Consider the following 12865-nt stretch of genomic DNA (forward strand, 5'->3'; position numbering starts at 1 on the left):
GCAGGCTCGCTCCTGCGGAGGGCCGTAAGCATCAGTCGATCCCCAGGCTGGCCCAGATTTCGTCGACGCGACGGGTCACCGCCTCGTCCTTGACGATGGCGCGGCCCCACTCGCGGCTGGTCTCGCCCGGCCACTTGTGGGTGGCGTCGAGGCCCATCTTCGAGCCTAGCCCGGAGATCGGCGAGGCGAAGTCGAGGTAGTCGATCGGCGTGTTGTCGATCAGCACCGTGTCGCGCTTGGGGTCCATGCGTGTGGTGATGGCCCAGATCACGTCGTTCCAGTCCCGTGCATTGATGTCGTCGTCGGTGACTATGACGAACTTGGTGTACATGAACTGTCGCAAAAACGACCAGACACCGAGCATCACGCGCTTGGCGTGGCCGGGGTACTGCTTCTTCATGGTCACTACCGCCATGCGGTAGGAGCAGCCTTCGGGCGGCAGGTAGAAGTCGGTGATCTCGGGGAACTGCTTCTGCAGGATCGGCACGAAGACTTCGTTGAGCGCCACGCCGAGGATCGCCGGCTCGTCCGGCGGCCGCCCGGTGTAGGTGCTGTGGTAGATGGGATCGCGGCGGCGGGTGATGCGCTCGACGGTGAATACCGGGAAGCGGTCGACCTCGTTGTAGTAGCCTGTGTGGTCGCCGTAGGGGCCTTCGTCGGCCATCTCGCCGGGGTGGATCACGCCTTCGAGGACGATCTCGGCACTGGCCGGCACCTGCAACTCGCTGCCGACGGCCTTGACCAGCTCGGTCCTGTGGCCGCGCAGCAGGCCGGCGAAGGCGTATTCGGAGAGGGTGTCGGGCACCGGGGTGACCGCGCCGAGGATGGTCGCCGGGTCGGCGCCGAGGGCCACGCAGACCGGATAGGGCCGGTCCGGGTACTTCTGGCACCACTCGCGGAAATCCAGGGCGCCGCCACGGTGGCTGAGCCAGCGCATGATCACCTTGTTGCGGCCGATCACCTGCTGGCGGTAGATGCCGAGGTTCTGGCGTTCCTTGTTGGGGCCCTTGGTGATGGTCAGGCCCCAGGTGATCAGCGGGCCGACGTCGCCCGGCCAGCAGGTCTGCACCGGCAGCCTGCCCAGGTCGACGTCGTCGCCTTCCTCGATCACTTCCTGGCAGGGCGCGTCCTTGAGCACCTTGGGCGCCATGCTGATGACCTTCTTGAAGATCGGCAGCTTGCTCCAGGCGTCCTTGAGCCCCTTCGGCGGCTCGGGTTCCTTGAGGAAGGCCAGCAGCTTGCCGATCTCGCGCAGTTCGGAAACCTCTTCCGCGCCCATGCCCAGCGCCACGCGCCCGGGCGTGCCGAACAGGTTGCCGAGCACCGGGATGTCGAAGCCGGCGGGTTTTTCGAACAACAGCGCCGGACCACCCTTGCGCAGGGTGCGGTCGCAGATTTCGGTCATCTCCAGCACCGGCGATACCGGCGTCTGGATGCGTTTCAGCTCGCCACGTTGTTCGAGGGAGTGGATGAAGTCTCTCAGATCGCGGTATTGCATGGCCTCTCGCACTGTTCGCTGGAGGCTGGAGGCTGGAGGCCGAACGAAGGAAAGCCCGTCGTTCAGCCTTCAGCCTTCAGCCCCGGGCGGCTCGCCGCCTGTCGATCACTTACGCTTCATCGACATGAAGAATTCGTCGTTGGTCTTGGTGTCTTTCAGCTTGTCGATGAGGAACTCGATGGCGGCGATCTCGTCCATCGGGTGCAGCAGCTTGCGCAGGATCCACATGCGCTGCAGCTCGTCCTCGGCGGTCAGCAACTCTTCGCGGCGGGTGCCGGAGCGGTTGATGTTGATGGCCGGGAACACGCGTTTTTCGGAGATGCGGCGGTCGAGGATCAGCTCCATGTTGCCGGTGCCCTTGAATTCCTCGTAGATCACCTCGTCCATCTTCGAGCCGGTCTCGATCAGCGCGGTGGCGAGGATGGTCAGCGAGCCGCCTTCCTCGATGTTGCGCGCGGCGCCGAAGAAGCGCTTGGGCTTCTCCAGGGCGTGGGCGTCGACACCGCCGGTGAGCACCTTGCCGGAGCTCGGGATCACGGTGTTGTAGGCACGCGCCAGGCGGGTGATGGAGTCGAGCAGGATGACCACGTCCTTCTTGTGCTCGACCAGGCGCTTGGCCTTCTCGATGACCATCTCGGCGACCTGCACGTGGCGGGTCGGCGGCTCGTCGAAGGTGGAGGCGACCACTTCGCCGCGCACGGTGCGCTGCATCTCGGTCACTTCTTCCGGACGCTCGTCGATCAGCAGGACGATCAGGTAGCAGTCGGGGCTGTTGCGGGTGATGTTCGCCGCGATGTTCTGCAGCATGATGGTCTTGCCGGCCTTCGGCGGCGCCACGATCAGGCCGCGCTGGCCCTTGCCGATCGGCGCGCAGAGGTCGATCACCCTGCCGGTGATGTCCTCGGTGGAGCCGTTGCCGGCTTCCATCTTCAGGCGCTCGTTGGGGAACAGGGGCGTGAGGTTCTCGAACAGCACCTTGTTCTTGGCGTTTTCCGGGCGGTCGAAGTTGATCGAGTCGACCTTGAGCAGGGCGAAGTAGCGCTCGCCTTCTTTCGGCGGGCGGATCTTGCCGATGATGGTGTCGCCGGTACGCAGGTTGAAGCGGCGGATCTGGCTGGGCGAGACGTAGATGTCGTCCGGGCCGGCCAGGTAGGAGGAGTCTGCGGAGCGCAGGAAGCCGAAGCCGTCCTGGAGGATCTCCAGCACGCCGTCACCGGAGATTTCCTCGCCGCTTTTCGAGTGCTTCTTGAGCAGGGCGAAGATCACATCCTGCTTGCGCGAACGGGCCATGTTCTCGATGCCCATCTGTTCGGCCATTTCCAGCAGTTCGGTAATCGGCTTTTGCTTGAGTTCGGTCAGATTCATAGGAATGACGTAAATGATGAAGAGAAGGAGGGATGAGCCAGGGGCTCGGCAGGCCGCGTCGCGGGAAGAAAGCGACAGGATCGCGAACTAGTTCTAATTGGGAATGCGTCGACGACGGCTTATGGAGGGCAGCGGAGAAACCGTTGCGAGGCCGAATTTAGCACCGCCACCGGGGCGCGTCTAGCCTCGTTCCACGAAAAAGGCCCTGCATTTCGCAGGGCCTTTCGACGATCGTGGAACCAGTGCGAAGACTCGCAAGCCGGAACCGGACGAGCCCGAAGCCATTTTCAGTGCCGCATGGCGCCGGGCCGGTCCTCAGATGTTCGCGTCGAGGAACGCCGCCAGTTGCGACTTGGACAGCGCGCCGACCTTGGTGGCCTCGACGTTGCCGCCCTTGAACAGCATCAGGGTCGGGATGCCGCGCACGCCGTACTTCGGCGGGGTTTCCTGGTTCTCGTCGATGTTCAGCTTGCAGACCTTCAGCTTGCCTTGGTAGGTCTGGGCGATCTCGTCCAGCACCGGGGCGATCATCTTGCACGGGCCGCACCACTCGGCCCAATAGTCGACCAGCACCGGGCCACTGGCCTGAAGCACTTCCTGGTCGAAGCTGGAATCGCTGACGTTGGTGATGAGTTCGCTCATGAATTCTCTCCGTTGGGGTCCGGAAGCAAAAAAGTGGCCGCCATCATAGCCCGGCTTGGCGGAGCCCGAAAGGCGCAGGCGATTGAGTCTGGCTATGGCTCCCATGCATATAGGGCCCAACGAGGCCGCTGGCAAGTGTTGCCACGAGACTGTCATGCGGGCGTCGGCAGAATCTCCCGGAGCTCCTTCCCGTGCCCGGTCTCCCGCTCCCATGCGCAGATACCTGCTGCCATTCAGTACGCCCGTGCCACGCTTCGCGTTGGCGTTGCTGGCCTATCATGGCAGGATGTCGCGGTTCCGCATCGAGACCCAGACCATGCCGCAAAGCGCCATCAAGAACTTCCCCGTCATCGCAGCCATCGATCTCGGTTCGAACAGTTTCCACATGGTGCTGGCCAAGGCCGACCATGGTGAGATCCGCGTCCTTGAGCGGCTCGGAGAGAAAGTGCAATTGGCCGCGGGCATCGACGAAGAGCGCCTGCTCAGCGAAGAAGCGATGCAGCGCGGCCTCGACTGCCTGCGCCGTTTCGCCCAACTGACCTCCGGCCTGCCGCAGGGCGCGGTGCGGGTGGTGGGCACCAACGCGCTGCGCGAAGCGCGCAACCGCAGCGAGTTCATCCGCCGCGCCGAGGCGGTGCTCGGCCACCCGGTGGAAGTGATCTCCGGGCGCGAGGAGGCGCGGTTGATCCACCTCGGCGTCTCGCACACCCTGGCCGCCGCCCCCGGCAAGCGGCTGGTGGTCGACATCGGCGGCGGCAGCACCGAGTTCATCGTCGGCCAGCGCTTCGAGCCGCTGCTGCGCGAGAGCCTGCAGATGGGCTGCGTCAGCTACACCCAGCGCTATTTCAAGGATGGCAAGATTACCCCGGCACGCTACGCCCAGGCCTACACCGCGGCGCGCCTGGAGCTGATGGGCATCGAGCAGAGCCTGCGCCGGCTCGGCTGGCAGGAAGCGGTCGGCGCCTCCGGCACCATCCGCGCGGTTGGCCTGGCCAGCAAGGGTGGCGGTATCGGCAACGGTGAGATCACCCCGGAAGGCATCGCCTGGCTGAAGCGCAAGACCCTCAAGCTGGGCGACGTCGAGAAGCTCGACATGGACGGCATCAAGCCCGACCGGCGGACGATTTTCCCGGCCGGCCTGGCGATCATGGAGGCGGTCTTCGACGCCCTCGAACTGCAACGCATGGACCACTGCGAAGGCGCCCTGCGCGAGGGCGTGCTCTACGATCTGCTCGGCCGCCACCATCACGAGGACGTCCGCGAACGCACCCTCAGCGCGCTGATGGAGCGCTATCACGCCGACCCCGAGCAGGCGGCGCGGGTCGAGGCCAAGGCGCTGTCCGCGCTGGAGCAGGTGGCCGACGCCTGGGGACTGGATGACGACTGGCACCGCGAGCTGCTGAGCTGGGCGGCCAAGGTCCACGAGATCGGCCAGGACATCGCCCACTACCACTACCACAAGCACGGCGCCTACCTGATCGAGCACTCGGACCTGTCCGGCTTCTCGCGTCAGGACCAGCAGATGCTGGCCCTGCTGGTGCGCGGTCACCGCCGCAACATTCCCAAGGACCGCTTCGAAGAGTTCGGCGACGAGGGCGTGCAACTGATCCGCCTGTGCGTGCTGCTGCGTTTCGCGATCCTCTTCCACCACATCCGCGGCACCCAGGAAATGCCCCGCGTGCAGTTGCAGGCCGGCCCGAAAAGCCTCGACGTGGTGTTCCCGGACGGCTGGCTGCAGGCCAACCCGCTGACCCAGGCCGACTTCGAGCAGGAAGCCGAGTGGCTCAGCCGGATCGGCTTCGTGTTGAGCGTGCGCTAGGCCGCTGCCCACGAAGCTGAGTCCGGGCGCAACCGCCAATCGCGGGCATGGCCCGCTCCTACGGGGGTGGACTGTGGGAGGGCACATGCTCCGAGAACGCTCCGAACCGCCGCCTGGCGGGCTGAATCCCACCCTACCTCTGCGTTTGTACGACAGAGCCGAAAGCCAGCTCCGTAGACCCCCTCTCCCTTCGGAGCGGGGCGCGCAGCCAGGGCAGGGGTGAGGGGCGGAGTGCGGGATGGCACCGAATGCCGATCCACCCCCGTGTCATTTCGTCGCGTTCGCCACGAGCGCGCCGTTAGAAACATGTTCAACTATGCTGTCTCGGCGGAATGACACGAGGTCAGCATGCACGCCGTTTCCGATCGAAAGCCCACATGGACTTGGTGGCTCCCACTGGCGCTGCTCCACCTTGCCTCCTGGCTATCCCTCAGCACTCGCCTGAGCGATGGCATCTCCTTCTGGTACCTGCCGTTACCTCTCGGCCTGGTGTTCGTGCTCTGGTGGGGGCCGCGCGTATTGCTGGCGGTCTACCTGAACGCCTTGCTCAGCGCGCCTCTCTGGGGAGGACTGCAATGGCAGTGGGCGCCGCTCCATGCGCTGCCGGAAACCCTGGCCATCGGCTGTGCCTGGCTGTTGCTGCATCGGCCGGGCTTCGACGCGGCTCTGCCGGACCTCGGCCACCTGCTGCGTTTCATCCTGCTCGGCGTGCTGGTGCCGGTGACCCTGTCGTCGATGGGCCTGCAGGGCAGCCTGGCACTGAGCGGCGAGCTGGAGCCGGCATCCTGGGCCGCGGCCAGCCTCGGCCAGTGGCTGGCCGACTGCATGACCGGCATGGTGTTCGCCATCCCCTTGCTGACCTACGCCACCCTGACCCTGCGCCAGCGCGGCTGGGTGGCCTCGCCGCCCGGTTGCAGCCTGCCGCCGCTCGCCGAACCGCTGCGCTGCGTGCCGCCATGGCCGCTGCTGCTGGCGCTGGCGGTCGGGCTGCCCTGGGCGATGGACCTGCTGCCGCTGCTGTTCGCCCTGCCGCTGATGGGGCTGGTGCTGCTCGGCCTGGCCCTCTCCTGGGGGCTGCCCGGCGCATTGTGCGGCGCGCTGCTGAGCAGCCTGGGCCTGCTGGTGCTGTCGTTGCCGATCGGCAGCGGCGGCGGTGAATCCCGTCTCGGCGAGGAGCTCGACGAACTGCACCTGAGCCTGTTGCTGCTGTTGTTCGCCACCCTGCTGGTGGGGCGCAGCCTCAGCGACCTGCGCCTGGCCCTGAGCCGGCGCGCGGAGATGCAGCAGCAACTGGCACTGACCCAACTGGCGATCGACGCCAGCCCGATGGGCGTGTGCATCGCCGATGCGCGCCAGCCGGACCTGCCGCTGATCTACTGCAACCCGGCGTTCGAGCGGATGAGCGGCTATTCGCGCGAAGAGATCCTCAACCGCAACTGCCGCTTCCTGCAGGGGGACGACCGCCACCAGAGCGAGTTGCAGCGCCTGCGTGTCGCCCTGCGGCGCGGCGAGGCCTGCCAGGTGGTGCTGCGCAACTACCGCAAGAACGGCAGCCTGTTCTGGAACGAGATCACCCTGGCGCCGATGCGCGACGCCCAGGGCATCAGCCATTTCGTCGGCCTGCAGCACGACGTCAGCGCCCGCGAGCAGCAGATCGTCGAACTGGCCCGGCGCCGCGAGGAGCTGCTGCGCCAGACCCACCTGCTGGCACAGACCGAGGCGATCGCCGATATCGGCGGCTGGGTGCTCGACCCGACCGACCTCAGCATGTTCTGGAGCGAAGGCTGCTTCCGCCTGTTCGAACTGGATCCCTCGGGAGCCACGCCGAGCCTGGAGCAGGCCTTCGCCTACCTCGACGCCGACAGCCGCCACCTGGCCGAACAGGCCGTGCGCCAGGCGCTGGAGCGCAGCGATCCGTTCGACATCGAGCTGCGCCTGACCACCGCCCGCGGCAACCAGCGCTACGTGCGCGCACGCGGGCTGGTGGAGCGCGACGGCAACGAGGTGATCCGCATCTACGGCGCCTTGCAGGACCTCACCGAGCGCAAGCGCGCCGAGCAGCAGTTGCACGAGCGGGACGAATGGCTGCGGCTGTTCTTCGAGGCGCCGTTGATCGGCATGGCGATGATCGGCCCGCAGCGCCTGTGGCTGGAGGTCAACAGCAAGCTCTGCCAGGTGCTCGGCCGCGGTCGCGACGAACTGCGCGGGCTGACCTGGACGTCGATCACCCACGACGAGGACGTCCTCATCGAGGAGCCGCTGTTCCAGGCGGTGTGCGACGGCGAGCGCGACGACTACGAGCTGGACAAGCGCTTCCTGCGCCCCGACGGCAGCCTGGTCTACGCCCGCCTCAGCCTGCGCGCGGTGCGCGACACCCAGGGGCGGCTGGAGGCCTGCCTGGTGCTGGTCGAGGACATCACCGCGCGGCGCGAGGCCGAGGCGCGCTACCGCACCCTGGTGGAGAATGCGCCGGAGGCGATCCTGATGTTCGACACCGGGCTGGGTATCGTCGAGGCCAACGAAAACGCCGCGCTGTTGTTCGGCCTGCCGCGCGAAGAGCTGATCGGCCGCATGCCGACCAGTTTCAGCCCGCCGCTGCAGCCCGACGGCCGCCCTTCGTTGCAGGTCGCCCAGGCCTACGCGCGGGCGGCGCTGGCGGGCGAGACGCCGGTGTTCGAATGGCTGATGCGCGATGCCGCCGGTCGCCTGCGCCCCTGCGAAGTGCGCCTGGTGCGCCTGCCGGGCGGCGAACGGCCGCTGGTGCGCCTGAGCGTCACCGACATCTCCGAACGCCAGCGCTACCAGCGGGAGATCGAGCGCCTGGCGTTCAGCGACGAGCTCACCGGCCTGCCCAACCGCCGGCTGCTGCTCGACCGCCTGCAGCACGCGATGATCCGCGAGCAGCGCGAAGGCTGTTTCGGCGCGTTGCTGTTCATTGACCTCGACCACTTCAAGACGGTCAACGACAGCCTCGGCCACCCGGTCGGCGACGCCTTGCTGCGCGAGGTCACCGCGCGCCTGGCCGGCTGCCTGCGCGCCGAGGACACCCTGGCGCGGCTCGGCGGCGACGAGTTCGTGGTGCTCCTCGAAGCGCTCGGCGACACACCCGAGGAAGCCGGCGAGCACGCCGCCGAGGTGGGCGAGAAACTGCTCGCCAGCCTGTTCGGCAGCTACCTCATCGAACAGCACGAGCTGTCGGTCAGCGCCAGTATCGGCATCGCCCTGCACCCGCTCGGCACCCAGGGCGCGGCCGACGTGCTCAAGCAGGCGGACACCGCGATGTACCGCGCCAAGCAGGGCGGGCGCAACGCGCTGCACTTCTTCGCCCCGGAAATGCAGGCGGTGATCGACCAGCGCCTGCTGTTGCAGAGCGAACTGCGCCAGGCCATGGCGCGCGGCCAGTTGCACCTGGTGTTCCAGCCGCAACTGGCGCTGTCCAGCGGACGCGTCGCCGGCGCCGAAGTGCTGCTGCGCTGGGTGCACCCGGAGCGCGGCGAGATTCCGCCGACCCAGTTCATCCCGCTGGCCGAGGACACCGGCCTGATCCAGGAACTCGGCGCCTGGGTGCTGGAGAACGCCTGCGCCGTGCTGGAGCGCTGGCACTCGCGCTGGCCGCAACTGGTCCTGGCGGTCAACCTCAGCCCGCGCGAGCTGCGCCAGCCGGGCCTGGTGGCGCGGGTCAGCGAGTGCCTGCAACGCCACCACCTGCCGGCCACCGCGCTGGAACTGGAGATCACCGAGGGCGTGCTGCTCGAGGAGGTCGAACAGTGCATCTCCGCCATGCAGGCGCTCAAGGCCCTCGGCGTGCGCTTCGCCATCGACGACTTCGGCACCGGCTACTCGTCGCTCACCTACCTCAAGCGCCTGCCGCTGGACCGCCTGAAGATCGACCGCAGCTTCGTCTGCGATCTCGACGGCGAGGCCCGCGGCCTGGTGCTGGTGGAGTCCATTCTGGTGATCGCCAGCAACCTCGGCCTGGAATGCGTCGCCGAGGGCGTCGAGAACCTCGGCCAGGTGGACCGCCTGCGCAGCCATGGCTGTTCGCTGGGACAGGGGTTCTACTTCAGCGAACCGATGGACGAGACGACCTTCATCGCCTGGATGGACCGCCACAGGCAGGCGGTGGCGCACGTTTAGGGGAGGGTGTTCGGGCGGGTGTCCAGGGAGAGTTGTGTGGGGGGATCGAGGCCGCCCTCACCCCAACCCTGGCTGCGCGCCCCGCCCGGAGAGAGGGGGAGTTTCCGTGGTTCTGGCTACGTGCGTAACCCCAACTCCGATCAGTCCCCTCCCCTCGGGATAGGGTGAGGGGCGGAGGTGGACTTTGCACCGCTCCCCCGTCCAGCCCTCCAGCCTTCCAGCGCTTTCCTCGGCTCTACCCCTTCCCCTTGGTCCGCGTCTGCCCCGGACAGGCATTCTTCTCCATATGCTGGATGATGATCCCGGCGACGTCCTTGCCGGTGGTGGTCTCGATGCCTTCCAGGCCCGGCGAGGAGTTCACTTCCATCACCAGAGGGCCGTGGTGCGAGCGGAGGATGTCCACCCCGGCCACCGCCAGGCCCATCACCCGGGCGGCGCGGATGGCGGTCATGCGTTCTTCCGGGGTGATCTTGATCAGGCTGGCGGTGCCGCCGCGATGCAGGTTGGAGCGGAACTCGCCGGGCTTGGCCTGGCGCTTCATCGAGGCGATCACCTTGTCGCCGACCACGAAGCAGCGGATGTCGGCGCCGCCGGTCTCCCTGATGTATTCCTGGACCATGATGTCCTGCTTGAGGCCCATGAACGCCTCGATCACCGATTCGGCGGCCTTCTGCGTCTCGCAGAGCACCACGCCGATGCCCTGGGTGCCTTCCAGCACCTTGATCACCAGCGGTGCGCCGCCGACCATCTGGATCAGGTCGGGCACGTCGTCCGGCGAGTGGGCGAAACCGGTGATCGGCAGGCCGATGCCCTTGCGCGACAGCAGTTGCAGCGAGCGCAGCTTGTCCCGCGAGCGGCTGATCGCCACCGACTCGTTGAGCGGGAACACCCCCATCATCTCGAACTGGCGCAGCACCGCGCAGCCGTAGAAGGTCACCGAGGCGCCGATCCTAGGGATCACCGCGTCGAAGCCTTCCAGCGGTTTGCCGCGATAGTGGATCTGCGGATTGTGGCTGGCGATGTTCATGTAGGCGCGCAGGGTATCGATCACCACCATCTCGTGGCCCCGTTGCTGGCCGGCCTCGACCAGACGGCGGGTGGAGTACAGACGCGGGTTGCGCGACAGCACGGCGATCTTCATGCGGCACCTGTGGTGGGGGGAGAAATGAGTACGGGTTTGTCCTGGACGTAGGTCAGCGCCGGGTTGACCACCAACTGGCCCTTGATCAGCGCCTTGGAGCCCAGCAGCACGCGATAGCGCATGGTCTTGCGACAGGCCAGGGTGAATTCCACCGGCCAGGTGCGGTCGCCGAGGGTCAGCAGGGTGCGGATCACGTAGCGGCTCTGCGCCTGGCCGTTGGAACTGCGGATGGTCTTCACCGTGACCAGCGGCGCCTCGCAGCGATGACGCCGCTGCACCAGGGTGCCGAGGTGGGCGGTGAAGCGCACCCAATCCCCGCCATCGCGCTTGAACGGCTGGATGTCGCTGGCGTGCAGGGTCGAGGTGCTGGCGCCGGTGTCGATCTTGGCGCGCAGGCCGACCATTCCCAGCTCGGGCAGATTGATCCATTCACGCAGGCCGATCACCGAGAGCTGGTCGAAGGTCTTCAAAATGGGCTTACCAGAACGGGCTGGAGAGGAATGATGTCGGCATTCTAGTCGGGCGCCGTGACAACTGCACCAGCGCTCGCGGGAGGTTTACCACGGCCGTGAATCATGTTGCGATGGGGGCCGGACGATTGCGGAGCTTTGCATGAGCGACAAAGACGACGACAAGGTGCGCCTGGACAAATGGCTGTGGGCGGCGCGCTTCTTCAAGACCCGCGCGCTGGCCAAGGCGGCCATCGAGGGCGGCAAGGTGCATTGCCGGGGCGAGCGCTGCAAGCCGAGCAAGGAACCGAGGATCGGCGATGAGCTGACCATCCGCACCGGCTTCGACGAACGCACCGTGGTGATCCAGGCGCTGTCCGCCGTGCGCCGTGGCGCGCCGGAGGCGCAGACGCTGTACCAGGAGACCGCCGACAGCATCGCACGCCGCGAACAGGCCGCCGCCATGCGCAAGGCCGGCGCCCTGGGCATGCAGACCGACGGCCGGCCGACCAAGAAGCAGCGCCGCCAGTTGTTCGGCTTCCGCGAAAGCCACGACCAGTGACCCGTAGGGTGGGCTTCAGCTCACCATGAAAGCCGACGAGAGCGCTGGAGGCTGAACGAAAAAGCTCTCGTAGGGTGCGCCGTGCGCACCGATGAGGCGCCGACTCCGGCCCACCAGCCCTGATCGATAGACAACGGCCGCGCCGGCGATAGACAGGAGGCCCTTGGTCGCCACTGCCTTTGCGCCTAAAATCGCCGACCCTGGCCAACCTCGACGATTCCGGCATGTCTGACTTTTCCCAACGTTTCCTGTTCGACGACTTCGACGTGCGCGGCGAGATGGTCGCGCTCGACGCCAGCTACCGGCACGTGCTGGCCAAGCACCCGTATCCGGAGCCGGTGGCGCAACTGCTCGGCGAACTGCTGGCCGCCGCCGCGCTGCTGCTCGGCACCCTGAAGTTCGACGGCCTGCTGGTGCTCCAGGCGCGCTCCTCCGGCGCCGTGCCGCTGCTGATGGTCGAGTGCTCCAGCGACGGCGAATTGCGCGGCATCGCCCGCTACCACGCCGCGCAGATCGGCGACGCCGGCAGCCTGCGCGAACTGATGCCCGAGGGCGTGCTGGCGATCACCATCGACCCGGCCCAGGGCCAGCGCTACCAGGGCATCGTCGCCCTCGACGGCGACAACCTGGCAAGCTGCCTGTCCGCCTATTTCGCCACCTCCGAGCAGTTGCCCACGCGCTTCTGGCTGAACGCCGACGGCCGCCGCGCGCGCGGCCTGTTGCTCCAGCAACTGCCGGCCGACCGTCAGAAAGGCGCTGAAGAACGCGAAGCGAGCTGGCAGCATGTGGTGACCCTGGCGGACACTCTGAATGCCGAGGAACTGCTCGGCCTGGACAACGAAACCCTGCTGTACCGCCTGTACCACGAAGAGGCGGTGCGCCTGTTCGACCCGCGCGCCCTGCATTTCCGCTGCAGTTGCTCGCGCGACCGGTCGGCGCGGGCGCTGATCAGCCTGGGCCAGGAAGACGTCGAGAAGCTGCTCGAAGAGCAGGGCGGCAGCGTGGTGATCGACTGCCAGTTCTGCAACCAGCGCTACGCCTTCGATGCCGCCGACGTCGCCCAACTGTTCGCCGGTGGCGGCGTGCAGCCGGCCTCGGACACCCGGCACTGAACCGGGGACGCTCGTCGATGTCGGACGTTCGTTCAGGATGGCGGCCATTGCCGTCGTGTTGTCGGATAAAGGGCGATGATCGCCCTGCGCGCGGATCGGAGGCTGCACCTGTGGCGGCCTTTCTGGCATAATCGCGCGCA

At 67.0% G+C, this 12865-nt stretch carries 9 protein-coding genes; 4 read left to right on the plus strand and 5 right to left on the minus strand.

The window, feature by feature from the left end; genetic code table 11:
- Positions 1-31 precede the first annotated feature (31 nt).
- The 3 genes from ubiD to trxA form a co-directional block, all read right to left on the minus strand.
- Complete coding sequence (gene ubiD, locus PSEWESI4_RS00605; protein WP_187669250.1) at positions 32-1498, minus strand: 4-hydroxy-3-polyprenylbenzoate decarboxylase; 1467 nt, start codon at positions 1496-1498, stop codon at positions 32-34.
- Between the two features lie 105 nt (positions 1499-1603).
- Positions 1604-2863, minus strand: a complete 1260-nt coding sequence (gene rho / locus PSEWESI4_RS00610; protein WP_187669251.1) for a transcription termination factor Rho — start codon at positions 2861-2863, stop codon at positions 1604-1606.
- 315 nt (positions 2864-3178) lie between these two features.
- The gene (gene trxA, locus PSEWESI4_RS00615) at positions 3179-3505 is read right to left on the minus strand and encodes a thioredoxin TrxA (protein WP_187669252.1); all 327 of its coding nucleotides are present in this window, start codon (positions 3503-3505) and stop codon (positions 3179-3181) included.
- A gap of 316 nt (positions 3506-3821) precedes the next feature.
- Here trxA and ppx point away from each other — a divergent pair, with 316 nt between their 5' ends.
- The gene (gene ppx, locus PSEWESI4_RS00620; protein ID WP_210768821.1) at positions 3822-5324 is read left to right on the plus strand and encodes an exopolyphosphatase; all 1503 of its coding nucleotides are present in this window, start codon (positions 3822-3824) and stop codon (positions 5322-5324) included.
- A gap of 348 nt (positions 5325-5672) precedes the next feature.
- Positions 5673-9461, plus strand: coding sequence for a bifunctional diguanylate cyclase/phosphodiesterase (locus PSEWESI4_RS00625; RefSeq protein WP_187669253.1), 3789 nt, complete (start codon positions 5673-5675; stop codon positions 9459-9461).
- A 235-nt stretch (positions 9462-9696) separates the two neighbouring features.
- Here the strand turns inward: PSEWESI4_RS00625 and rimK are convergent, their stop codons facing one another.
- Positions 9697-10602 carry a 30S ribosomal protein S6--L-glutamate ligase gene (gene rimK / locus PSEWESI4_RS00630; protein ID WP_187669254.1) on the minus strand — a complete coding sequence of 302 codons (906 nt, stop codon included), beginning with the start codon at positions 10600-10602 and terminating at the stop codon, positions 9697-9699.
- Complete coding sequence (gene rimB, locus PSEWESI4_RS00635; RefSeq protein WP_187669255.1) at positions 10599-11072, minus strand: retropepsin-like aspartic endopeptidase RimB; 474 nt, start codon at positions 11070-11072, stop codon at positions 10599-10601. The genes rimK and rimB overlap by 4 nt, the downstream gene beginning before the upstream one ends.
- A 142-nt stretch (positions 11073-11214) precedes the next feature.
- Here rimB and PSEWESI4_RS00640 point away from each other — a divergent pair, with 142 nt between their 5' ends.
- On the plus strand, positions 11215-11613 hold the full coding sequence (locus tag PSEWESI4_RS00640) for an RNA-binding S4 domain-containing protein (RefSeq protein WP_187669256.1): 399 nt from the start codon (positions 11215-11217) through the stop codon (positions 11611-11613).
- Positions 11614-11837: 224 nt separating this feature from the next.
- Positions 11838-12725 (plus strand): Hsp33 family molecular chaperone HslO, encoded by an 888-nt coding sequence (hslO, locus tag PSEWESI4_RS00645; RefSeq protein WP_187669257.1) that lies wholly within the window; start codon positions 11838-11840, stop codon positions 12723-12725.
- Positions 12726-12865 lie beyond the last annotated feature (140 nt).

The organism is Zestomonas carbonaria (genome assembly GCF_904061905.1).
GTDB lineage: Bacteria > Pseudomonadota > Gammaproteobacteria > Pseudomonadales > Pseudomonadaceae > Aquipseudomonas > Aquipseudomonas carbonaria.